This window comes from Halococcus sp. IIIV-5B (genome assembly GCF_003602035.1).
Lineage (GTDB): Archaea > Halobacteriota > Halobacteria > Halobacteriales > Halococcaceae > Halococcus > Halococcus salsus.
This window is the reverse complement of sequence record NZ_QZWE01000002.1, coordinates 56,860-79,272: the sequence shown is the minus strand read 5'-3', so window position 1 is coordinate 79,272 and position 22,413 is coordinate 56,860. Positions and strand designations below refer to the sequence as shown.

The following is a 22,413-nucleotide window of genomic DNA, read 5'->3' as shown; positions in this document are numbered from 1 at the left end:
ACGAACCAGCCACACAAATCTAAAATGACAAGTGAACTCGACAACGTTAAGAACCAGCGACAGAACCTGCTGGTGGACGACGAGCATAGCCAACCACATGATCAGGACGGGGACTCGGACCAGAACCGAAGCGAGAATCGCGAGCGGAGTTTCACTTCCGGGACGACAAGCAACGCGGTCGCGTTACAAGCGCGAGATTTGGTCAAGGTCTACGATGGTGGGGAGACCGTCCGGGCGGTTGAGGGCGTTAGCTTCGATGTCAATGAGGGAGAGTTCGTCTCCATCATCGGGCCCAGTGGTTCGGGAAAATCGACTATCCTCAGGATGATCGCGGGCTTCGAGGAACCGACTGAGGGGAGCGTCGTACTTGATGGAATAGAGATCACAGACCGGCCACCGTTCGACAGGGACACGAACATGATGTTCCAAGATCTGGCGCTCTTTCCCAACTATACGGTCAGTGAAAACATCGGATACGGGCCGCGACAAGACGGAGTCCCAAAAAAAGAGCGAGCGTCGATGGTCGAGGAGATGCTATCCATGGTCCACCTTGAGGGGTACGGGGACCGAGCCATCGACGAACTGAGCGGCGGCGAACAACAGCGCGTTGCGCTCGCTCGCTGTATGATAAACAATCCGAAGGTGGTGCTATTCGACGAACCGCTAGCTTCACTCGACCGACAACTCCGGCGCGACATGACCGCCGAACTGCGCGATATCCAAGACCAAACGGGCTCGACATTCCTGTATGTGACCCACAATCAGCAAGTCGCGCTCTCGGCATCCGATCGTGTCATCGTACTCAACGACGGACGGGTCGAACAAGTCGGAACTCCCGACGAACTGTACAACGACCCACAAACGGAGTTTGTAGCGAACTTCGTCGGGGATATGAACATGTTCACCAGCGCTACCACGTTGGCTGGCGACGGCAACCAATCGGTCGCTATCGGTGCGGACCCAATCCCGTTGCCGCCCGATATGGTCGAGACAAGGCGTTCGGAGATGCTCATCGGTGTCCGACCGTACGACTTCAATCTTGCTCACGACCACGGCGAGGTATCCAAGTGTTATCTCGAGGGTGTAGTCAGTGGAACGATGTTCAATGGTGATCGGACAGTTGTTTCGGTGACCACCGATCTCGGAGAGTTCCTCTCTGAGACGACGGCAACCACAGAGCAGGGTGCGACAGTTTTCCTCCACTGTTCGCCCGATGATATGCATTTCTATCAGGTCGACGGAGTAGACGATGAGTAGTCTCAACGCATGGTATTCGAACCGTCTTGATCACCGGGCGGGACAGATACTGGAATTCCTCAGAAGACGCTCTCGGCTTCAGTTATTATTGTTCGTCGGACCAGCAGTACTGCTCGTATTGGGGGCTCTAATTCTCCCGCTGTTGTACATGGTGTATATCTCGTTTCTGAATGGGACACCCCCGTCAGAGTTCACTCTCCAGAACTACGAGCGGCTCGCATCGACGGATACATATGTCAATATCATCCTCGATACGGTCGTACTCACGGTACAGACATCACTGCTGGTCGTGGTACTGGGATACACTCTTGCCTATGGCATTGCCATGTACGCCCGACGGCGAAAGCTACTACTGCTGATGGTGATCCTTCCATTCTGGACAAACTACCTGGTGCGGAACTTCTCTCTGATTTCGATCTTCCAAAATCAGGGTCCGTTCGAGCAGATCGTGAACGGACTCCTGTTTTTCCTCGAACCGATCTCAATAGATATCTTATATACCCGTCCGGCCGTTTTGATGGGCCTCTTGTACAGTTACCTACCTGTGGCAGTTCTCCCAATCTATGCATCGATCGCACGAATGGACAAGTCACTCATCAGTGCGTCGAAAGACCTCGGTGCGGGTCCAGTGAAGACCTTCCTCTACATTACGCTACCCCGAACCAAAGAAGGGATTTTTGTCGGAACCTTATTAGTCGCTATCCCAACTTTCGGTGCGTTCGTCACGCCGGCAATGCTAGGGGGACCAACCGATAACATGATTGGTTCGCTAATTGAACTTCAGTATATGCAGGTCTACGATGTCCCATTTGGATCTGCAGTTGGGACCGCGACGAGTCTCTTCGTCGTCGTCGTGTTGGGAGTTGTCTTTGCAGTCAACGGTGTTCCGATGATTGACAATGATTAAACCTAAAACGAGAACATTCGGAATGAGGCATGGCATCCAACGACACGGTGGATCGGTTATCCACGCATTCACGTTAACCGTCCTGTTGCTCATGTGGTTCCCGATAGCGACACTAGTGATACTGTCAGTGTCTGGAGATGGCCTGCTCGCGTTTCCACCACAGTCGTTAACATTGGACTGGTATATAGACGTCTTTACCAGTGACCGGGCAAAAGACGCGATATTCAATACATTGAAGATCGGACTAGTGGCAACACCCATCTCGATCACGGTCGCAACCCTTACCGTTATCGGTATCGAGAAATACGAGTTCAGGGGGAAACCACTGGTTTTGTTGCTGGTGATCGCGAAACTCCTGATCCCAGGGGTTGTCGGCGCGGTCGCCGTCTTTCAAGCGGCCGAAGCCATCGGCATTCAGGGGTACTGGGTTGTCGTCCTGGTCCACGTCATCGCTACGCTTCCCTTCGCGTCGCTGGTGATGTTAGAGACGTTCTCGAACTTCGATGAGAGCATCGAGGCGGCCGCGATGGACCTCGGTGCAAACGAAATCACTACCTTCCGAACTGTCACGATACCAAACATGATCACCGGCATCATCGCGGCGACGCTGCTGACGTTTACCTTCTCATTCAACGAATTCATCTATACGTACTTCGTCAGAAACACTGGCACGACGACGCTCCCAGTATACCTCTGGAATCGGATTACCTATGGGTTGGACCCGTCGATCAACGCTATCAGCGTCATTTTCCTAGTTGTCGCGACGGCGCTCATCGCGCTCACTGCCGCGGTATCCAGCGTCAGAAAACTCATTACGTAGCGCTCACGGTCTCAAGGCCAGAGCTACCCTCTCGGCCGATCAGATTTCTTGTTGCCGTGCGGTGTTCCCTCCTGTTCTTGTTTCCGGCTAGGTCAGCACATGAACAACACACGGGAAGCGTCGTTCAGCGAAGCGACACACATTGGCGGTCAAAGACGAGATGGTTGTCACGTCCGAGGGCACGGTCGATACAAACCTCCTCGTTGAGGGCGACAGTATCCTCGGACTGGTGTCCCACGGGACGGACGCTGATGCCGAGCGGGTCGTGGACGCCTCGAGATCGTTCGTGATACCGGGTATCGTTAACCCGCAGCTCCACGTCGCGGGGGTGCTCGATACCTACTAGACGGGGGTCATGCCGCGACGCTGGGTGGCATGACGAGTTTTGCTACGTTCGCATGGCAGATGTGATCGGGTTCGTCGCTGAGGGCGGGTACGGTGAATGGGTCCCAAGAAGTGTTCCCGACTGGAACCTCTGATTCGTGCATTTATACGCTGTCGGCGACCGTGCGTGCGTCCGCCAGCAGCTGTTCGTCACGGCCGAATCTGCCGAGACACTGTATTCCGATCGGCAGTCCGTCGTCCGTGCAGTCCACAGGGAGGGTCACAGCTGGTACACCAGCGTGCGTCCATGGAAGGTTCAGTATCGGGTCGCCATCGTCGTCAATGCCGGGCGGCGCGGGGCCGGGCGCTGGCGGTGCGACGATGAGGTCCAGCTCGTCGGTTACCATCGCGTCGGCGATTTCCGTCCGCGTCACGCTCATGCTCTTCGTCGCTACTTCGGCCGCTTCGATACTCACCGCGCGCCCCCGATCAATCACCTCGAGTACCGCTGGGGGATATCGGTCGACGTACTCATCGACCCACGGCCTGTGTGACTGGGCCGCCTCGAACGCAATTAGCGTCCAGTGGGCTTCGTTGACCGCCGCGATATCATTGAAGACCTGCTGTCGCCGCACGTCGAACCCCGCTCTCTTGAGGGCACGCACGTGTTCTTCGAACGCTTCGATGCCTGTATCCGACGTCTGCTTGAGATACGCTCCAGTGGGGACACCGACTGTGAGACATGCCGAGTCCGTTGACGTCGAGACCCAGTTCTGACAGACGACCGATGCGACACGTTCCATCCCACCCAACCGCTGTGTGAAGACTCCGACGTGTGAGGTCGACGATGTCGCCGGTATCGTGCGCGCGACTGGGATCCGTCCTCGACTCGGTCTGAACCCGACGATGCCACAGTACGCCGCCGGCCTGATGACCGATCCGACCGCCTCCGTCCCAATGGCGAGCGGGACGACACCGGCTCCAACCGCTGCCGCCGAACCGCTGCTCGACCCGCCAGGCGTGTGTTTGAGGTCGTGTGGGTTTCTCGTCGGCGGCGTCGGGCGGTGACCGAACGGGGGTGTTTCCGTTTTGCCGACGATCACCGCGCCGGCATCCCGGAGTTTCGTCACGACCGCCGACTCCGCGTCGGCAAGCGCTTCGGGTGGTAGGGACGAACCAGCTCGGGTCGGGAGCCCGTCGACGTGGAGGAGGTCTTTCACTCCCACTGCCACCCCATACAGCAGCGGCTCGAAGCCGGTGTTAGCCCGCCGCTCTTCAAGCTGTTTGTAGCGACACGCAATCCGGTCTTCGTGCACTGTTCCCTCAACGAATGCGTGTAGCAAAGGCTCCGTTTCTTTGATCAGATCCACAAGCGACTGTCGATGGGCTGTGACCGAACACTTGCCTCCGGATAGGTTTCGGACCTGCTTCTGGATGTCCGTGCTGTATCTGTCCACGTAGTTCGAATCACGTCGCTACACACTTTACCCTTGCAGTGTCCAAGATTGGCGTCTTCAGTTGTATATATTCCGGGTATTAGATATACTCCCTCTAGGAGTACACTTTTCTCGCTGTGAGTACCGTGGGGTAGCGTGGCAGATTACATCGTAACGAACGCGAGGCCAGTTGGACCAGCCACCGAAAACGGGGAGGTAGACATCGAGATTAAAGATTCCTGTATCGAGCGAGTCGTGCCGGCAGGCGAGGGCGATCTAGGTGTCTTCGATGAGTCCCAACGTTTCGACGCGGACGGGCGGCTGGTTAGTCCGCCGCTCGTCGAGGCACACACTCACCTCTACGCCTCGTTGACTGCGGGCCTCCCGCGCTGGAACGAGACGGGGACGCTCGAAGAGGGGTGGCGGCTCTGGAACGAAACCAGAGAGGAACTGACGAAGACGGACTACAAACGCCGGGCGAAGAAGGTCGCGCAGTGGTTCGCGGCAAACGGTATTACACGCGTTCGGACACACGTCGACGTGAACTCTGGCGAACGGGCCCTCGAAGGCGTCGAGGCGATGCTGGAAGTGCGCGACGAACTCGCGGGATTCGTCGATCTGCAGATTGTTGCGTTCCCCATGGGCTGTCTGTATACTGGCGGGGACAGCCTGATCGAGCGGATGAAACGTGCACTCGATATGGGCCTCGACGTCGTGGGTGGCATTCCACACCGCGAACACGTTCGGGAAGACGGCGTCAAACACATTCGTACGGTTCTGGATCTGGCCGAGCGATACGACTGCCAAGCTGACCTGCACATCGACGAGACGGACGACCCGCAGTCTCGGTATACAGGCGTTCTTGCGAGCGAGACCATCAAGCGCGGGCTTGGAGACCGTGTGACGGCAAGTCATGCGACGGCGCTACATTCGTACCCCAACGCCTACGCCGACAAACTCGTTCGGCTCATAGCCGAGAGCGGCCTCTCGGTCGTGACCAACCCGATGGCGAACGCCGTGCTTCAGGGTCGCTATGATGACTTCCCACGACGGAGGGGACACACGCGGATCGAAGCTCTCCGCGAGCAAGGCGTTCCGGTCGGCATCGGCCAAGACGACATCGTCGACCACTTCAACGGTTTCGGCGACGGTGACCCGCTCAAGGCGGCGTTCGTGCTGGTTCACTACGCTCATATGAACCGCCAGGCCGACGCTAGTGTGATTTGGAACATGCTGCTCGAAGGCAACGCCACCGTTTTCGGGCTTGACCGTTACGGCATCGAAGCGGGCAACGAGGGGTCGCTCGTCGTCTACGACGCCCAAACGTCCTTCGACGCTATCCGGACCCAGCCGGTTCGCCCCTTAGTATTGCGCGACGGCACGCCGATTGCCCACTCGGAGCGGTCCTCGGTCATCTACCCGGACGAAGGGCCAACTACCGTCGACTTCAGTCGGTAGGTGTGGCGTTGGTCTCGAACGGAGTCACGAACACATTGGAAACATATCTCACTCGATATGCAGTAGGCCTGTGCGCCGTCGTACAGCATTCGACGTTGAGGGGTTCGAATCAAGCGCGGCACGTGGGTGCCTACGAGTTCGCCGGTTTGACTCTTGAAACAGGTCGGGCTTGAGTATGGTGAGCTCGTGGAGCGCGGCAACTGGCTCTGGGACCGACTTAAGATGTGGAGTTCGCCGGCGAGTTCATGCTCGTCGGTTGTAAGAGTCAGCATCCTCGATGCTCCCTGTGAACCGTAGTCCCCACTTCGGGTGCCGTCGGTCCAAGGACCTCAATGTCCGCATCGAGTCGGTCGAACACCTCCTTATATCCGAACTCGCTTGTTTTCTCATATAGAGATTACGCTCATGTGTAGGAGATTGTTGATAGAGTTAAGCGAGTGCTCTGGAGTCGAAGAGGCCAAGAGCACCGCGTCAGCGGTGCCCGACAGGAATGATTCCGCTCGATGTGTTTGGTTCGGGCTCGCTCGCAGCGGACCTGCTGGAACAGGTTCGCTGGCGTGATTTCCACGCACGGGCGCGGAATCTACGAGGGTGACAAACTGCCGGTGTTCACGAACGGATTCCGAGCATACGATCCGTTGGATGACGCTGTCCAGCCATGCTGGAGAAGTTCAGCGATCTCTCCAAATCAGGATTGGAGCAGTCTGTATAAGCCTACGGGTTCATGCGGACATTGAGTCTCGTCGGAATACCACTACACGACTTTTTGACTGCTTCATCCTCAACGTGTTTTATCTGACTCGGTAAGAAAGACAGAAAAAAGAAACGTGTGACCGTTAGTCGCTCGGCGTCACGGAAACCTCTCCGAACTGGAAGATATTTGGGTATCCCTTGATCTCCTTCGGCTCAGGTGACTTGTACGTCATGACCTTGCTGGTCGTCTTGCCGAGTTTGGCGAGCCCTTCCGCGAGTACCGCGGCGGCAGCCACGCTGTCGATGACCGGAACGGGCAGTTCCTCCTCCAGTTCAACATCGAGTTTGCTCATCCCCGCACAGCCGAGACAGATGACTTCCGCGCCGTCTTCCTCGATCGCTTGGTGGCTTGCTTCAAGGAGTGCCTCACATGCCGCGTCACGGGCGGTTTCCGTCTCAACCACCGAGAGATCGGTGCAGCGAACCGACGCACATTGCGACTCAAGGCCAGTTGTCCGAACTGTCTCCTTAACTAGGTCCTTCACCCGGGGGAGCACCGTCGCGACCGAGAACGTCGCACCCAGCATGTTCGCAACGTACATCGACGCCTCCGCGATGCCGACTACCGGTTTATCTGTGACTTCGCGACATGCGTTGATACCTGGGTCGCCCCAACACGCGTTGATGAACGCGTCAAACTCCTCCTCATCCGTCCGTATCTCCTTGAGAAGCCCTGGTATCGCGAGATAATCGTCGTAGTACGACTCGATACTTATGGGTCCATTCTCGGGCGAGACGGCGACGACATCCGTCGATGCGTCGGTGTACTGATCGGCGACCTTACCGATGTTTTCTGTCATCTCCAAGGTCGTATTCGGATTGATGGCTTTGATTTGCATAGCTATTGATACCAGAAAATAGTCGCTCTCCAATGGTATTAATTCTTTCTCCGGATGGATCCAGTAGTGTGGCATGCGATAGTGTAGCCACTCCTATCCAGTGTCCTTCCGTAGTCACGGATTATGTCGCCATAGTCAGGAGTTCTGAGCGACAGTTTGTATGCATGAAACGGGTGGCGAACCGCGGCAAATCTATAACCACAAGTGAATGTCACAGAAGATATCCGCGTTCAAGCCAGCGACCAGGCGACTCGAGCGCCAAGCAGCGGGATCGATTCACGAAGGTGCGGATCTCTTCACGGTAGTCCATATATTTGATCTCAGCGAAGGTGAATCTACGAAGTCGCCGAAACCGAGTGGAATGCCCACTACGGCTACGAACCGATGGCCCAGGCATTCTATGCAAGGAGCTTGCTGACTACGCGAGTGAGGAACTTCACGAGTACCGCACTGACACCAAGCGTGGGGAGAGAGTTGGCGTCTGGAATTCTGGGATGGTCCTCAAATACGCTGCTACTATCTTCATCACATGGCTCTATTGAATCCGGCGACGGCGTCCGAATGAGTGGTCAGAACGATTGAGATGAAGCGGAAGAGGTGTCTTTGTGGAGAAGATTCCCTTCCACTTCGTCAAACAAGCTTTCTCGATCGCACAAGAACTTACTGATGCTGCACTCATGCAGATCAGCCATCCCGCCAGTAACTCCGTTGCCGGCTGGAAGCACGCTATCCTCCATTTCTCCGCAAACACATGGATGCCACGCTTACCGAAGTCCTTGTTTGAGCCGAAGAGATGGACCGAGGAACTCGCCGTGCTCTGTCAGTCCTTCGACCGAGCCACAATGACTGTCTGGAGAGACCTGCAGTCAGTTACCTACCGCTACACTCTTTGGGTCCCCATTGTTCTCTGTAATCGGACGATGACCGCTGTCCTCCACGGTTTCAGTTGCCCGCTGCGACCGATAGCTCCTGATCGCGGACGACGAAAGCAATCTCATCCTCGAAATCGATGACGTCGTGCAATCCTTTTTCAGCCTCCTGTGCGTGTTCAGTTGAATGTGCCTCGATGAGTTTCTCCATAGTGTCGAACTCATGGATCTCAAGCGTGTCGTATTGCGTCTCCTCCGGCTCAACGGGAATCGTCTCGCTGGCGTCGTAGTATGTCGTTCCCTCAGGAATCGCCTCCCCCTCCTCGGTCGGATCAACCTGGACCGAGAGCGTATAGTTCACCCCCGGCAACTGTGAATTGTGTGGCCCGTGAATGGTCGTCAGATACTCGATAAGTTCCGATCGGTCAACGCCTTCCTTGGCTCGTTTTAGGAGCACTAGCTTTACCATCGACCCACGATTCTTGTGGGACAGAAATAAATATTTGGGTTGTCTTTCTGAACATTATTACTCATGTCCGTTATCGAATAGCAGTCCCTTTGAACGAACTTCCTTATTGCCGGAAGGACTGCGTGTACCAATGATACCAGCATCATGGTCACCACACTTCCATCTCAGTTTGGAAAGATCGTTGTCGGAACGTGGGCGGAGACCACGTAGTTCGGATCGTTGACGACCTCGTTGATCTTCAGGTCGACAACAACCGAACAGAGGATGTAGGCCTCTTCGCGGGTCAGCCCTCGTTCAGTCGTGAGGTACTTGATCATCTCACGAACCGCCGTCTTCGTCGCTTCCATGAGATCGTCAGCAATTCCCGTCGTACCGTACACGGGGATATCTGCGTCGGTCGGCGAGCGGCCTGCCGTCTCGAACCGCGGCTGTTCGATGTCCATATCGGTGTGGAGCGTGAGTTCTGCAGTGATGGAAAGCGGTGCCTCGATCGCTGACACACAGACCTCTCCATCTCCCTGCGCGGCATGTCCGTCACCGATACTGAACAGGCCGCCCGCCACCTCGATCGGGAGATACACCGTGGATCCTTCGGTCAAGTGCTTGATGTCGAGGTTGCCTCCGACGCGTCGAGGAGGGACCGTCGAGCGGGTATCGTTAGTATCCGGAGCGACGCCGACAACACCAGGAAACGGGTCGAGTGGGACCTTGATGCCGTCGACGAACTGACCTCGATCCTCGACCAGATCCCACACATGGAGTGACGGCTCCTCGAACTCCTCGGGCAGCAGTCCCAGCCCCCAGCTGCCCGGGCGAAAGAACGTGTAGCCCCAGCCATCGTGCTCGATACGCTTGAGATGTACCGCAAGGACGTCACCGGGGAGTGCCCCCTTCAGGGCCACTGGACCTGTAAGCGGGTGTCCTGTCGTCATCTCCCGTCCCAGTACGTCGGCTTTTGTCTCCTTCGTAATCTCTCCGACGAACGCGTCGTGGCACGTGAATCGAACGGCTTCACCTGATTCGACACTCAACACTGGTTCGCGTCTGCGATCCCAGTCTCGGTGTACGTCATTGGGACTAATCTCAAGTGCGTGATCGACCTCGGCTCTGTCGCTCATAAGGCAATTCAGGTCAGCGGGACGAACACATGTTCATCCGGGTTGGGACCAAATATTGCCCTGCGCGACGAGCGAGTCTTCCACTGTCCCGGTGACTGCTCCGCGCTCGTTCGTCTTTCTGGTTCGACCGTGGTGAGTCTGTCATCACCCCTCTTTCGAGACCGACCAATCCCCGGCGATTCCGATACGAAGGCGATCCCACACGATCAGCCGTTCCGAAGGACGTTTTTCACCGCACGCTCGAGGATCGTCGCTCCCGCGACGGTTTCGTTGAGGTCGATAGACTCGTTGTAGCTGTGTGCCTCACTCACATTACCGGGGCCCCAGGTAATTGCCTCCATGTCCGCGTCGTTGACGAAGTTTCGCATGTCAGTTGCGATCGAGAGCCCGTATTCGTCGGCTGGGACGTCGGCCACCTTCGTGGTGTGATGTCGGAACGAGTCGACAAGGAGTCCCTGCGCAGGCGCGCTGGCTGATTCGTACGTTTTCGTCCGCTGCCACGAGATGGCGTTCTGGGTTCCGATTTCCCGCTCAACCTCGTTCACTAGCTGGTCGATCTCCCGGTCGATCTCATCGATGCTCCCAGTCGGACCAAACCGCCTATCCATCGATATCGAGGCATGTCCCGGAACAATGTTCTTCTTCGTGCCCGCGTCAAGCAGCGTTAGTGTGGCGTAGTCGCTCCCGACGAGCCGATCGGTACGTTCGCGCACCGTCTGATCGTACTCCCGGACCCGTTCGAGAAGTCCCATCGCACGACCGATTGCATTTGCTCCGTCGTTTGGTCGTCCGGCGTGTGCGGGTTCACCCGTGACCTCGAAGTCGTAGTACGCACATCCCTTCACACTCGTCGCCGTCCGCAACCCTGTCGGTTCGAGGACCACCCCGTAGTCGCCGTCGTACCCCTCTTCCAGCAACGTCTTGGTACCCGGATCTGCCGACTCCTCGCCAACCGCAGCGTGGACTAGAAGCGATCCCGGAAGCTCCCCACCGTCGATTGGTTCCTTCAGCGTCGCGGCAGCGATCATCGCAATAGCCAGTCCAGCTTTCATATCAACTGTGCCGCGCCCGTGTATTCGTCCCTCCCGGACGACCGGATCGAATGGTGGGGAGGTCCACTCGTCGCGATCCCCCGCGGGTACGACGTCCATGTGCCCGTTCAGAACCACTCGCGGTGATCCCGACCCCACCCGGCCGACGACCTGTGGACGACTCTCGTAAGGGATCCGTACGGTCGTCGATTCGATGTCTCGATCAGTGAACCACTCTTCGATGTATTCTGCACAGGGCCCCTCATTCCCGGGTGGGTTCTCGGACTCGATTCGTACAAGGTCGCTGATTAGATCCCGGATCCGGTTTTTTCGTCTAGTATCTGTCACGGGTTCAGTGTCTCACATGCGTCATAATACTCTGTCGACTGATTCACTGAAAGAGGTCATGAAATCATCTCTATCTTATCGGTCCACTCGCCTTTTGTCCGAGTCACAGTTTGATATCCTCGGAACGGAAACAACTGGTTGACATCCTCAGGGAGATCTTCGCCATTCGTCCGTAGATCCCCCAAGGTCTGACGCTACTCGCGCTTTACTCTCGTGTTGATTCTATTGGCCCACCTCTTTCGTCATAAGCAAATCACTTATGATTGACGTCGCACGTTTATAGCTGAACTCTGTGAATCGATGGCGCAGCGACCGATTTTCGGCGGCAGGTTATAAACGTGTGAGGTCCAATAACAACTACGTCGTGAGCGGCGGGCGCACCACCGACTGCCCCTGGTCCAGGGATGGGGAAACAGCGTCGCGCTGAACACGATTATCGATTTGGCAGAGAGAGAGCGCGAACATTGGCATCACAGTACCGACTCGTGAGTGACGAGATGCCCGCGGTCATCAGCGCGCTAGCGAAAGTAGCCGTCACGCGCCACTATTCGATGAACGGTGAGATGAGAGTGTCGCTTCGATTTGTATGCAAAGACCGTCGTTGGATTCATGATATCGTTGCTTCACAGGCGGTTATGGTCGTATGTAGATTTGTATGTGGGCAAATTTTGATTGTTACCCTATCTCTTTTAATGATTGTTGACATGGATGATGACATGGTCAGAGAATCCGCAATTAATGGCTGTTTTCTGACGAAGGTCACATGAGCACTGATCTCGTGCCTGGCGAGATTCTGCCGGATGAGGGAAGCATTGCGCTTAACCCGGGCCGCAAAACCACAACACTTCGGGTGGCGAACACCGGCGATCGGCCGGTACAGATCGGTTCACACCTCCACTTCTTTGAGGCTAATGCCGCACTGGAGTTTGATCGGCGAATAGCATTCGGGAAGCGACTTGCTATCCTGGCAGGGACCGCTGTGCGGTTCGAACCCGGAGATGAGAAAACTGTCGAACTGGTTGATTTCGGTGGTAATCGCCACATCCACGGGTTCAACAGCCTCACCGATGGCGATGTTAATGAAGCACCTGACAAGGCGCTCGAACGCGCCCGAAACGCCGGATTCAGTGATACGGGTACTGATAGGGACTACGACGCTACGACCAACAACCCCGAAACCAAGAACGAGGACGAATGACCGACGAAATCGATAGATTGGCGTACACCGATCTTTATGGCCCGACGACCGGCGACCGGGTTCGGTTGGGTGATACCAACCTGCTGGTAAAGGTCGAAGAAGACTTGCGAACCCACGGCGACGAGGCGGTCTTCGGCGGTGGGAAGACACTGCGTGATGGGCAGGGGATGGATCCGGGCATCACACAGGCTGAGGGTGCATTAGATTGGGTCATCACTAACGCCACTGTACTCGATCCGGTGCTTGGAATCCTCGCGGCTGACATCGGCATTAGGAACGGAGAGATCGCTGGCATCGGCAAGGCTGGCAACCCTGATACGATGAACGGTGTCGATATGGTAGTGGGTGCCTCGACGGACGTCTATCCCGCCGAGGGGAAGATCGTCACGCCAGGTGGTCTGGATATTCACGTCCATTTCAATTCTGAAGGACTCGCCGAGCACGCTCTCGCTTCGGGCGTCACCACGATGCTCGGCGGCGGCTATGGTGGGGGTGCGACGACATGCACACCAGGGCCTACCAACATCGCTCGGTTCCTCCAAGCTGCCGAGGCGTGGCCCGTCAATATCGGATTCTATGGTAAGGGCAATGCTTCGCAACCTGAGCCGTTGCGCGAACAGGTCGAAGCGGGTGCCTGTGGCCTCAAACTCCATGAGGATTGGGGAGCGACGCCCGCAGCTATCGATACCTGTCTCTCGGTTGCTGATGAGATGGATATTCAGGTCTGTCTTCACACCGATACGCTCAACGAATCCGGCTTCGTCGAGAACACCGTCAATGCCATCGATGACCGGACTATCCACCTCTTTCATATAGAGGGAGCGGGCGGCGGTCACGCCCCGGATATCATGGAGTTGGTCGGCGAGACCAATACCCTCCCCTCGTCGACGAATCCAACGATGCCATACACTGAGAACACGTTCGACGAACACCTCGATATGACGATGGTGTGTCACCATCTCAATCCCGACGTACCGGAGGATGTCGCGTTTGCGGAGTCGCGAATTCGCGCGGAAACGATCGGTGCAGAGGATGTCCTCCACGATATGGGAGCAGTTTCGATGATGACTACCGATTCGCAGGCAATGGGCCGAATGGCCGAACTCATCGTTCGGACTTGGCAGACTGCTGGGAAGATGCGCGACCAGCGCGGTTCGCTACCCGCCGATGAAGAGACTGATGCCGATAATCACCGAGTCAAACGGTATCTCGCCAAGTATACGATCAATCCTGCGATCACTGCTGGGATCGACCAACATGTGGGGTCGCTTGAACCGGGAAAGCTTGCTGATGTGGTGGTGTGGGATCCCGCCTTCTTCGGAGTGAAGCCCGAGATGACGTTCAAAGGTGGATTCCCAACGTACTCGGCAATGGGTGAATCAAATGGGTCGCTCATGACGTGCGAACCCGTTCTTCAGCGGCCACGAGCAGGTGCGGTTGGCAAAGCAAGGCACTCCCTTTCGGTCTCGTTCGTTAGCCAGGCTGCTCACGAGGCGAACGTGGGGGAGGAATACGGACTCGACACCCCTACGGTTCCTGTCGAAGGAACACGAGATTTGAACAAGACGGATATGATTCGCAACAACTACTCGCCGGATGACATCGAGGTCGATCCCGAGACGTTTGCTGTTCAGATCGATGGCGACCACATCACGTGTGAACCAAGTACTGAACTTCCGCTTGCCCAGCGGTACATGCTCTAATCCATGAATCTCACACCCAAGGAACAGGAACGGCTCACGGTATTTGCGGCAGCAGAGCTCGCACGACGGCGTAGAGAGCGTGGCGTCGTGTTGAACCACCCCGAGGCAGTCGCGTTCATTTCCGACTGGTGTCTCGAGCGCGCTCGCGACGGTAAGAGCGTTGCAGAGATCCGGTCGGAAGCTTCACAGCTCCTCTCAACAGAAGATGTAATGGACGGTGTTCCCGAAATGATTCCGATGATCCAGGTTGAACCAGTGTTTCCCGACGGCACAAAGCTCGTAACGGTTCATGATCCAATCCGGTCCGAGAAGGTACTCGATCCCACTAGTGGTGATGAAGAACAAGCCGATAGCGAAGACGACGCTACAGAGGTGGAATCATGAAACAGACCTACCGCGATGTGGCGACAGTGGGTATTGGTGGCCCGGTCGGATCTGGCAAAACCTCGCTGCTGACTGAGCTCGTCCCGCGACTTCGAGCGGAAGGTCTCAATGTCGGTGTCATCGCCAACGATATCCTGACACAAGAAGACGCGAACGCTCTTAGAGAGCGATTCGCAGATATCGTTCCATCAGATCTTGTGGCTGGCGTCGAAACAGGAGCCTGTCCACATACTGGGATTCGTGAGGACCCGTCGATGAACCTCCAGCAGATCGATTCGTTCCTTGTCGACCATCCAGAGTTAGACCTCGTATTGGTCGAAAGCGGTGGTGACAATCTCGCAGCGACATTCAATCCCGAACTTGCCGATTACTCGATGTACGTAATCAGTGTCGCCGAGGGCGAAGATATCCCACGTAAGCGGGGACCCGGTGTAGTGGAATGCGACCTGCTCGTCGTTAATAAGACTGACCTCGCTCCTCACGTCGGAGCAGATCTCGATACAATGGTACGTGAAGCTGAAGCAGTCCGTGACGGTCCAACTGTTCTCACGGACTGTAAAGCGACTGAAGGGATCGAAGAGGTTCAGGCTCACCTTGACGAGGGTGTCTTGTTCGCGTAATGGCTACGAACGTACCACACCCAGCCTTCGAGACCTACGCGGGCGAGGAGGTGCCACAGGCTTCGCCTGGCTCACCAGGAAAGACTGGCGAGCTGGAACTCAGCTTTGCTACCGATAGCGATGGTCAGACACGACTGGTCCACGACTACGCTCGCGTCCCGTTTCACGTCATGGGAACGCTCGATCACGATCCTCACCCCAATGCCGCTACGGTCTGTGTCCAATCACCGACTGGCGGTATCGCACAAGGAGACCGATTGCGATCCGAGGTCCATGTGAAACCTGAAGCAATTGCGAGGGTATCGACCCAGAGTGCCACGAAGGTTCAGTCGATGGACCACAACTATGCCAGCGAAACGACGAAGCTCACGGCGGATGCGTCAAGCCATCTTGACTACGTGCCAGAGCCGACGATTCTCCATGAGGATGCCCGGTTTTCACGAGAGACGACATTGTCAGTTAGCGAGAACGCAACCGCTATCGTGAGTGAGCTTCTCATCCCGGGCCGGTTAGCTCGCGACGAATGTTTCGACTTCGAACAGTATTACTCGCGGTTCAAGGTTGGAACTGACGATGACCTGCTGTTCGAGGATACGACGCATCTACAACCTGAAACGGTGGATCCCTCTGCACCTGGCATATGGGCCGATTTCTCCGTGTATGGGACACTATACGTAGTTGCGTCTCACTCCAACATATCCGAGCTCGCCGACCAGCTCTACGAACACGTTGCGCTCGAATCAGGGCAGGTGGGAGTAACGGCACTCCCGAACGACGCTGGAGTGATGGTTCGATTACTCACAGAGCGGAGCGAACAGGCACAGACGATGATCCGTAACGCATGGGACACCGCTCGCCGTTTCCTTTTGAATGTCGGTGCACCCGCTTTGAGGCGATACTGATGCTCGTCGCTGATACATACCTCGGCAGTAAGGAGAAAAAAGACATAGCAACCCGGATCGACGAACGCGATTCATTGTCAGTAACCCTCTCTGATACCGATCGTCGTCGCTCTCGCGTCCGAACGACGACCGAAGATGGGACCGACCTCGGTATCGTTATCTCTGAAGTTCTCTCCGATGGCGATGTCCTCTTGGCTGATGATCGTCCAATTGTCGTTTCGCTTGAGGATGTTGATGCGATGGTTCTCACGTTTGAAAATCAAGTCTCACCAACGCAAGCCGTTGGTCTCGGTCACGCCATTGGGAATCGGCATTGGGATATCGCGGTTGAGAACGATCACGTCTACGTAGCACTCTCAGAGACCCGTACCAGAATGGAGGAGTTCGTACACCCATTGTTGCCAGAGGCTTGTAGCCTCGATTACGAGAGCGTTCCTGTAACGACGTTCGACACTGAACAGGGACATGGCTCTGATCATTCACACGCTATCGATAGCACCCATGACGAATCCGACCACGATCATGAGGGGGCTCACTCCCACAACCACCAGTCGGCCGGTACGAGGGCAAATGAAAATGAAGGATAAAGCCACGCTTGAGGCGTTACGATTGAGTGATTCATTCCTCCCGATCGGGACATTCACCGTCTCATATGGATTAGAACAGTTCGTGGCCTCAGGCCGTGTCGATAGTGGAGAAGACCTCGAAGCACTACTCGTCACCTATCTCAAACAACTTGTTGGACCCGGCGATCTTGTGGCGCTTCAAACCGCTCATCAGGCAGCCAAGAAGGACGACCTCGAGGGTATATGTGAAGCTGACCGTCGTCTCCATGCTATTACACTCCCTGCGGAGATGCGCGAGAGCGCAACGCGAGCTGGAGAGCGACTCCTCCGTCTCCAGCAAGATATTAATGATGCCAAGCTACTCAAAACGTATGCTGCAGAGATACCAGATAATGCTCCTGGAACCTACCCTGCTGCTCTCGGGGTCGTTACTGCTGGTGAAGGGGTTCCACCCCGTAGGGCCTGCCTAGTTCACTGCCATACCTTTGTGACGGGATTGCTCGGTGCTGCACAACGACTGCTATCGCTGGGTCATACCGAGATACAGCGGGTGTTGACAGCGCTTCAGCCAGTTATGAAAGAGATCATATCGGAGAACACTGGTCGTTCGCTTGACGATATGACGTCCTATGCACCTCTTATCGACATAGTATCCGCCAAGCATGAGCGCGCTGAACGGCGATTGTTTGTGAGTTGAACCGATCAGAACTAGTTTGTGAGCTTTCTATTGAGATAGGTCCGGATTAGAAGCTTGCCAAATACAGTTTCAGAAATAAGTAGTTGCGTATATATTGTAGATCACTCGCGTTAAGAACGGATGAATCTCCGTTTTGAATTGTGTAAAATCCTCGGGCGAAACTTGGGCGAGAAACTGCTTGAGCCACCACTAATGTCTAAAACGAGCTAGCTTGTACGTATATAAAAATATGATTTATTCAATTTATGTCACGAAATTTACCGAATTTTATCAGTAAGAGTATTGGTCATAGATAAATTTCGCGATTGTATCATACGCATCGCTAAGTCTCTGCTGAACATGTCTGGCTTTGTGACTGAGTCTAATCATGGTTCGCTGCGTCAGCAACTTCCTTCGGCCTCCGCGATCTCTAACGGAGATCATCTGCAGAAAGATCATCAGGTAATTCACACTTTGAATGGAGGATGATACGTAAAATCTTTTTGCTGGACTGTCGAATATAAGCTATTGACTGACAGGTTTTTACATGGTTTTGGTTTTGATGATCGACTTGTTATAGGGATCAGCAGGGCTCTATTGAATCCGCAGAGGGAAGTCAGGAGACCGCGATTATTGCTGGTAATTGAGTGATTGCCGTAGGAATCATGGTAAACAGACTAATCGCCGGAATGCGCAATGATTATCAACCAATTTCGCCAGTAATTGTGAGAGCGAGGACGAGCCACGTCCTCGCTTTCGGGTCAAGCTGGGACATCTCTGTTTCTGCTGGCAGCCTCAGAATCTTCGCAGCTACTCTGTGATTACAGAGAGAAATTTCGCCGATTTTGGCCCCTACCCCGATGCCATCGCTGGATTCAATAGACCCAGTTGAAACATTTGCCTTCAGCCGAATGGTGGATTACTCCCTCTCATTCAGGAGATACTGTCGTGCGTCTTCAATAGTCAGGGGGAGTTCGCCTTGATCGAGAATTCCTTCGAACAACTGCACCATCGCTGGTGGCCGGAGCCCGTTTTCCGCCAACAGCGACTTGTTCGTCAGGATGTCTCGAACGGTGCCATCAGCGACTGTGGAACCGTCTTTTCCAATAAGTATTACCCGTTTAGCGAGTTCGGGAATGTGTTCTAGCGAGGGTGTGAACAGTACCACAGTTCCCTTATGATTGGTCACCAGCTTTCGGATACGCTCGCGATAGTGGGCGTCAACAGCCCCAAACGGCTCGTCAAGCAAAAGCACCTCCGGCTCAAATGCAAGGACGCTCGCGATCGCCGCCCGCTGTTTTTCACCCCCTGAAAGTCGAAATGGTGGCCGATCCAGTAGGTCGTGTAAGCAGAGATCGGTTGCAAGTTCCTCTACTCGCTGAGTCGCCGCTTGCTGTGGTATCCCGAGCTGTGCTGGTCCGTATTCGATGTCCTCACGAATCGTCGTATTGAACAGGTAGTCATTCGGGTCTTGAAGAAGCACGCCGACTCGGTCCCTGACAGCCTCGGCATTTTCCGTCTCCTCGAAGTACCTCACTGTACCAGCCGATGGAGCGATAAGACCGCCAAGCACGAGTTGCAGTGTGCTTTTACCCGACCCATTCGCGCCGATGACCGCAACTTGCTCCCCGTCCTCTATGGAGAGCGTCACATCCCGAATCGCCGTTGACCCGTCTGGGTAGTTGTGTGTGAGGTTCTGCGCTTCGATTACAAGCCCCATCGAACCACCCCCGAACAGATGAGAGCAAGGACGGATGTGGCGACCAGTGTGTAGTCGTACCTGTCGAGGTTTCGTGAGTGAGCGTATGGTGATGGGGGTTGAGCACCTCCACGAGCTCGCATTCCGCGACCAACACGTTCGCCACGGTTGAGCGTCCGCAACAGGAATGTTCCTGCGATCCGACTCGCATCACGCCAGCCACCATGGGAACCCGCGCGTCCAGTGGTTCGGCTGTTTCGCGCAAGGATCAAGCGCTGTAACTCATCGAAAAACAGGAACAGGTAGCGGTAGGTGATAGCGACGATCCACACGAGCGCGACCGGCACCCGCAACTCCCGCATCGCAGCGACCACCCTCGAAAACGGCGTCGTCATCACGATCAGCGACAGGAGTGCAACCCCGACTCCAACACGGAGCGTGAACAGGATGACGTACTCGACACCGGCATCGGTGGCGGTCAGTCCGACCGCCTGAACGAGCACATCACCTGGAAGCAGCACGGCTTGTGGAAGGACAACAAGCGCGGACGCAAACGGGACGACCACAGAGCGTGCGAGGAGTCGGCGTAGAGGGACGGCAGACAGCCAGGCAAGGACGACCGTTACGACAGCAAATATCAGCGTCACTGCGAGCGTTCGTGTAATCATTACAGCTAACGCGAATCCCGAGATCGAGAGGAGAGACACACGAGGGTCCCGTCCTTGTAAGAAACCGTTGCTGGTGGCGACCTCCTCAGCGGTAAAGAAGGTCCGAAGTACCTTCGAGATAGCTTCGGCTGACTCCGCAATGACCCCAGTCACCGCTCTAGGAGACGGCCAATACCAACTGAAACGGCCAGTGTGAGTGCTGCTCCGACGAGCGCCGAGGTGAGCGTGCCGAGTGGCGTACTGAGAACCGGAACGGAGTAATCCGGGAAGATGCCTGAATGAATCGTGGTGGCTGCAGCAGCGGCCCCTGTCGCTTCAGCGGCGTTTTCGACTGGTTCAGCATAGCCGACGGCACCGGACGCCCACCCAAACACGGGAGCCAAGACGACGAGAAGGAGGATAGCGAGGCACGCTCGCCGAATCCACGAGTTCGTCCAAACTGAGTTCATAGATCCACCTCTGGTGAGAGTGTCTCGCCTTCGAATCGTCCGAGGACGAGGTCCGGTCGGGCACTCGTGACGTAGCCGTAGACAGCTGCCGTGATCGTGCCCTCAATGAGGCCAAGCAACGCGTGTCCAACAACCATGATTGGAATGGTCACACTCAATTCATACGCGAAAGCTGAGGAGACACCGATGCCGACACCCACCACAAGCGCCGAGATCGTGATCGCCAGCCACCCAGCGATGAACGCCGCTCCGTTCTCATGGATGCCCCTTAGCATCCGGAAGAGCACATATCCGACGAGGACGTCGACAACGGCCATCGTGAACAGATTCGCGCCGAGCGCGATAATGCCACCATCGCCGAACACGAGTGCCTGAATCGTCACGACGGCGGTCATCGCGAGGACGCCTAGATATGGACCCAGCAGGATGCCAGCAAACGCTCCACCAACGAAGTGAGCACTCGTCCCACCAGGAATGGGCCAGTTCAACATCTGTGCAGCGAAAATACCTGCTGCAACGACGCCGAGCAGCGGCGTTCGCTCGTCACCGAGATCGCCGCGGGCGCGTTTGAGTGCGATTCCGATCACAGTACCAGAGCCGAGCCAGAAGAGGCCCGCCACCCAGGGGTCGAGAAAGCCGTCTGGAATATGCATACGTGCCAGCACTGACTCTCAGACCATCGATAATACTTTTGGTCTGTATCGTAATACTGCCCTATGGGATCGAGTTGGTATCGCGGCTATCAACGGTTAAACGGCTGCTGGAAGAACGCAAGCCCATGAGTCAAGACATCGAACGGATGAGTGCTACTCTCCCGCCAGACCTCCTCGACGAATTCGATACTGTCGTAGAAGCGGGAGAATACGATAGTCGGTCTGAGGCGACGAGAGACGCGATACGTGCGTTCGTTACCGAGTTCAATCAGCAAACCGACCTCTCCGGGAACCTCAGCGGAACGGTGGTCGTCCTCTATGAACACGACCACAGCGGTGTGAGTGATGAGATGACCGATTTGCAACACGATTTCACCGAGACGATCATCGCAGTGCATCACGTCCATCTCAATGAGCACCTCTGCTTAGAGTCGATCGCCGTCGGTGGTACAGGGAAGCGGATTGAAGAGTTGTTGTCCCGGATACGGCCGCTGAAAGGCGTCCATCAGGTCAAACTTACAGTAGTCGGTGCAGATCGATAATCACTCAAGAGAATCAAGGCAGAATTCTCAGATAGAGCCTAGATCGACATGCGGGCGTTCCCGCTCACGACGGGACTCAAGCTCGCGATGATCTCGCTGGGTGATCGAGTAAGCGTTGGTACGCTTGTTGATTTCGGAGACTTCGATCAATCCCATGTCCGCGAGCGTATCTAAGGGGTCTTATCTTCCAAGAGAGGTCACAATGAGGATCCCAGATGAACCACTCGTTCCACGTACCCACCACACTGTAAGCAACCGATCGCTACCGTGTGGCGCGTCAAGTGCTGCGTCGGTGCTGCTGGTGGGCAGGCACAGAGAGGAAAATCGCGGTCCGACAACGGGTGTAAGTGACCGCCTCGAATGAATGACATTACCCAACACCGCCCTGTACGTGAAATCACGTCCAACTCTACAGACTATCCTCACGCTCCCTTCAGCTTTTCAAGATCTGAGTGACAGAGAAGTACACAGTTTCGCCTAAGAACGACCTCTGTCGCGATTAGAATTTGGACGAGTCCAAAGTCGAGTCCAGAGATCGAGTTGCAGTGCCGTCGCTTGTAAACCAGCAGAGACTGCAAGTTGCGGAAGCGTAGTTCCCGACATCGCCGAAGTGGAGACATCTTGGCTGGAGTTCGTGTCCGAGGTGCACCTCCCCCGAACTGCGAGGTGAGTCCCACAGGTGGGGCAAACGAGAGTAATTCGATCCTCTCTGTCTGTTTGCTCC

General features: G+C 55.7%; 22 protein-coding genes and 1 pseudogene. 14 read left to right on the top strand and 9 right to left on the bottom strand.

Annotated elements, in window-relative coordinates; translation table 11 throughout:
• The first annotated feature begins 24 nt into the window (after positions 1–24).
• The 4 genes from D3261_RS02375 (at position 25) to D3261_RS02360 (ending at position 3,330) form a co-directional block, all read left to right on the top strand.
• Complete coding sequence (locus D3261_RS02375) at positions 25–1,257, top strand: ABC transporter ATP-binding protein (protein ID WP_120068433.1); 1,233 nt, start codon at positions 25–27, stop codon at positions 1,255–1,257.
• Entirely contained in the window at positions 1,250–2,164 is a 915-nt protein-coding gene (locus tag D3261_RS02370) for an ABC transporter permease (RefSeq protein ID WP_120068431.1), read from the top strand. The genes D3261_RS02375 and D3261_RS02370 overlap by 8 nt, the downstream gene beginning before the upstream one ends.
• 22 nt (positions 2,165–2,186) lie before the next feature.
• Positions 2,187–2,984 (top strand): ABC transporter permease, encoded by a 798-nt coding sequence (locus D3261_RS02365; protein ID WP_158589324.1) that lies wholly within the window; start codon positions 2,187–2,189, stop codon positions 2,982–2,984.
• A gap of 142 nt (positions 2,985–3,126) precedes the next feature.
• On the top strand, positions 3,127–3,330 hold the full coding sequence (locus D3261_RS02360; protein WP_147464876.1) for a hypothetical protein: 204 nt from the start codon (positions 3,127–3,129) through the stop codon (positions 3,328–3,330).
• A gap of 142 nt (positions 3,331–3,472) precedes the next feature.
• Here the strand turns inward: D3261_RS02360 and D3261_RS02355 are convergent, their stop codons facing one another.
• Positions 3,473–4,765, bottom strand: a complete 1,293-nt coding sequence (locus tag D3261_RS02355; RefSeq protein WP_120068424.1) for an amidase — start codon at positions 4,763–4,765, stop codon at positions 3,473–3,475.
• 135 nt (positions 4,766–4,900) lie between these two features.
• Between D3261_RS02355 and D3261_RS02350 the strand changes: the two genes are divergently transcribed.
• The gene (locus D3261_RS02350; RefSeq protein ID WP_233553830.1) at positions 4,901–6,202 is read left to right on the top strand and encodes an amidohydrolase family protein; all 1,302 of its coding nucleotides are present in this window, start codon (positions 4,901–4,903) and stop codon (positions 6,200–6,202) included.
• An 836-nt stretch (positions 6,203–7,038) separates the two neighbouring features.
• Here D3261_RS02350 and D3261_RS02345 read toward each other — a convergent pair.
• Positions 7,039–7,794, bottom strand: a complete 756-nt coding sequence (locus D3261_RS02345; protein WP_120068764.1) for an aspartate/glutamate racemase family protein — start codon at positions 7,792–7,794, stop codon at positions 7,039–7,041.
• Between the two features lie 605 nt (positions 7,795–8,399).
• Here D3261_RS02345 and D3261_RS02340 point away from each other — a divergent pair.
• Positions 8,400–8,657, top strand: a pseudogene (locus D3261_RS02340) (IS5/IS1182 family transposase); the annotation flags it as partial.
• Positions 8,658–8,736: 79 nt separating this feature from the next.
• Here D3261_RS02340 and D3261_RS02335 read toward each other — a convergent pair.
• The 3 genes from D3261_RS02335 to D3261_RS02325 form a co-directional block, all read right to left on the bottom strand.
• Positions 8,737–9,132 (bottom strand): hypothetical protein, encoded by a 396-nt coding sequence (locus D3261_RS02335; protein WP_120068421.1) that lies wholly within the window; start codon positions 9,130–9,132, stop codon positions 8,737–8,739.
• 164 nt (positions 9,133–9,296) lie between these two features.
• The gene (locus D3261_RS02330) at positions 9,297–10,250 is read right to left on the bottom strand and encodes an acetamidase/formamidase family protein (RefSeq protein ID WP_120068418.1); all 954 of its coding nucleotides are present in this window, start codon (positions 10,248–10,250) and stop codon (positions 9,297–9,299) included.
• Between the two features lie 206 nt (positions 10,251–10,456).
• Complete coding sequence (locus tag D3261_RS02325; protein WP_120068415.1) at positions 10,457–11,629, bottom strand: M20 family metallopeptidase; 1,173 nt, start codon at positions 11,627–11,629, stop codon at positions 10,457–10,459.
• Between the two features lie 763 nt (positions 11,630–12,392).
• On the opposite strand from D3261_RS02325, the gene D3261_RS02320 reads away from it, so the two are divergent.
• Genes D3261_RS02320 through D3261_RS02290 form a run of 7 tightly spaced genes read left to right on the top strand, consistent with a single transcriptional unit; the run spans position 12,393 to position 17,699 of the window.
• A complete protein-coding gene (locus D3261_RS02320; protein ID WP_120068413.1) occupies positions 12,393–12,827 on the top strand; it encodes an urease subunit beta in 435 nt (144 codons plus the stop codon).
• A complete protein-coding gene (ureC, locus tag D3261_RS02315; RefSeq protein WP_120068410.1) occupies positions 12,824–14,530 on the top strand; it encodes an urease subunit alpha in 1,707 nt (568 codons plus the stop codon). The genes D3261_RS02320 and ureC overlap by 4 nt, the downstream gene beginning before the upstream one ends.
• A gap of 3 nt (positions 14,531–14,533) precedes the next feature.
• Positions 14,534–14,914: an urease subunit gamma gene (locus tag D3261_RS02310; RefSeq protein ID WP_120068408.1), complete on the top strand. Its 381-nt coding sequence runs from the start codon at positions 14,534–14,536 to the stop codon at positions 14,912–14,914.
• On the top strand, positions 14,911–15,534 hold the full coding sequence (gene ureG, locus D3261_RS02305; protein ID WP_120068405.1) for an urease accessory protein UreG: 624 nt from the start codon (positions 14,911–14,913) through the stop codon (positions 15,532–15,534). Before D3261_RS02310 ends, ureG begins: the two co-directional genes overlap by 4 nt.
• Positions 15,534–16,436, top strand: a complete 903-nt coding sequence (locus D3261_RS02300; protein ID WP_120068403.1) for an urease accessory protein UreD — start codon at positions 15,534–15,536, stop codon at positions 16,434–16,436. The genes ureG and D3261_RS02300 overlap by 1 nt, the downstream gene beginning before the upstream one ends.
• Positions 16,436–17,023, top strand: coding sequence for an urease accessory protein UreE (locus D3261_RS02295; protein ID WP_120068401.1), 588 nt, complete (start codon positions 16,436–16,438; stop codon positions 17,021–17,023). The genes D3261_RS02300 and D3261_RS02295 overlap by 1 nt, the downstream gene beginning before the upstream one ends.
• Positions 17,013–17,699, top strand: a complete 687-nt coding sequence (locus D3261_RS02290) for an urease accessory protein UreF (protein ID WP_120068398.1) — start codon at positions 17,013–17,015, stop codon at positions 17,697–17,699. The genes D3261_RS02295 and D3261_RS02290 overlap by 11 nt, the downstream gene beginning before the upstream one ends.
• An 898-nt stretch (positions 17,700–18,597) precedes the next feature.
• Here D3261_RS02290 and D3261_RS02285 read toward each other — a convergent pair.
• Genes D3261_RS02285 through D3261_RS02270 form a run of 4 tightly spaced genes read right to left on the bottom strand, consistent with a single transcriptional unit; the run spans position 18,598 to position 21,147 of the window.
• Positions 18,598–19,398 carry an energy-coupling factor ABC transporter ATP-binding protein gene (locus D3261_RS02285; protein WP_120068397.1) on the bottom strand — a complete coding sequence of 267 codons (801 nt, stop codon included), beginning with the start codon at positions 19,396–19,398 and terminating at the stop codon, positions 18,598–18,600.
• Positions 19,386–20,198: a cobalt ECF transporter T component CbiQ gene (cbiQ, locus tag D3261_RS02280; protein WP_120068394.1), complete on the bottom strand. Its 813-nt coding sequence runs from the start codon at positions 20,196–20,198 to the stop codon at positions 19,386–19,388. The genes D3261_RS02285 and cbiQ overlap by 13 nt, the downstream gene beginning before the upstream one ends.
• The gene (locus D3261_RS02275; protein ID WP_120068392.1) at positions 20,195–20,494 is read right to left on the bottom strand and encodes a PDGLE domain-containing protein; all 300 of its coding nucleotides are present in this window, start codon (positions 20,492–20,494) and stop codon (positions 20,195–20,197) included. Before D3261_RS02275 ends, cbiQ begins: the two co-directional genes overlap by 4 nt.
• Entirely contained in the window at positions 20,491–21,147 is a 657-nt protein-coding gene (locus D3261_RS02270) for an energy-coupling factor ABC transporter permease (protein WP_120068389.1), read from the bottom strand. Before D3261_RS02270 ends, D3261_RS02275 begins: the two co-directional genes overlap by 4 nt.
• Positions 21,148–21,272: 125 nt before the next feature.
• Here D3261_RS02270 and nikR point away from each other — a divergent pair, with 125 nt between their 5' ends.
• Entirely contained in the window at positions 21,273–21,689 is a 417-nt protein-coding gene (nikR, locus tag D3261_RS02265) for a nickel-responsive transcriptional regulator NikR (protein ID WP_120068387.1), read from the top strand.
• The last annotated feature ends 724 nt before the right edge of the window (positions 21,690–22,413 follow it).

What these genes read in the sequence shown, in the direction of transcription:
- D3261_RS02310 (WP_120068408.1), top strand. Translation starts at nt 14,534, where the DNA reads ATGAATCTCACACCCAAGGAACAGGAACGGCTCACGGTATTTGCGGCA.
- D3261_RS02330 (WP_120068418.1), bottom strand. Translation starts at nt 10,250, where the DNA reads ATGAGCGACAGAGCCGAGGTCGATCACGCACTTGAGATTAGTCCCAAT.
- D3261_RS02375 (WP_120068433.1), top strand. Translation starts at nt 25, where the DNA reads ATGACAAGTGAACTCGACAACGTTAAGAACCAGCGACAGAACCTGCTG.
- D3261_RS02320 (WP_120068413.1), top strand. Translation starts at nt 12,393, where the DNA reads ATGAGCACTGATCTCGTGCCTGGCGAGATTCTGCCGGATGAGGGAAGC.
- D3261_RS02290 (WP_120068398.1), top strand. Translation starts at nt 17,013, where the DNA reads ATGAAGGATAAAGCCACGCTTGAGGCGTTACGATTGAGTGATTCATTC.
- ureG (WP_120068405.1), top strand. Translation starts at nt 14,911, where the DNA reads ATGAAACAGACCTACCGCGATGTGGCGACAGTGGGTATTGGTGGCCCG.
- D3261_RS02270 (WP_120068389.1), bottom strand. Translation starts at nt 21,147, where the DNA reads ATGCATATTCCAGACGGCTTTCTCGACCCCTGGGTGGCGGGCCTCTTC.
- D3261_RS02275 (WP_120068392.1), bottom strand. Translation starts at nt 20,494, where the DNA reads ATGAACTCAGTTTGGACGAACTCGTGGATTCGGCGAGCGTGCCTCGCT.
- D3261_RS02335 (WP_120068421.1), bottom strand. Translation starts at nt 9,132, where the DNA reads ATGGTAAAGCTAGTGCTCCTAAAACGAGCCAAGGAAGGCGTTGACCGA.
- nikR (WP_120068387.1), top strand. Translation starts at nt 21,273, where the DNA reads ATGAGTCAAGACATCGAACGGATGAGTGCTACTCTCCCGCCAGACCTC.
- D3261_RS02295 (WP_120068401.1), top strand. Translation starts at nt 16,436, where the DNA reads ATGCTCGTCGCTGATACATACCTCGGCAGTAAGGAGAAAAAAGACATA.
- D3261_RS02300 (WP_120068403.1), top strand. Translation starts at nt 15,534, where the DNA reads ATGGCTACGAACGTACCACACCCAGCCTTCGAGACCTACGCGGGCGAG.
- D3261_RS02365 (WP_158589324.1), top strand. Translation starts at nt 2,187, where the DNA reads ATGAGGCATGGCATCCAACGACACGGTGGATCGGTTATCCACGCATTC.
- ureC (WP_120068410.1), top strand. Translation starts at nt 12,824, where the DNA reads ATGACCGACGAAATCGATAGATTGGCGTACACCGATCTTTATGGCCCG.
- D3261_RS02345 (WP_120068764.1), bottom strand. Translation starts at nt 7,794, where the DNA reads ATGCAAATCAAAGCCATCAATCCGAATACGACCTTGGAGATGACAGAA.
- D3261_RS02285 (WP_120068397.1), bottom strand. Translation starts at nt 19,398, where the DNA reads ATGGGGCTTGTAATCGAAGCGCAGAACCTCACACACAACTACCCAGAC.
- D3261_RS02370 (WP_120068431.1), top strand. Translation starts at nt 1,250, where the DNA reads ATGAGTAGTCTCAACGCATGGTATTCGAACCGTCTTGATCACCGGGCG.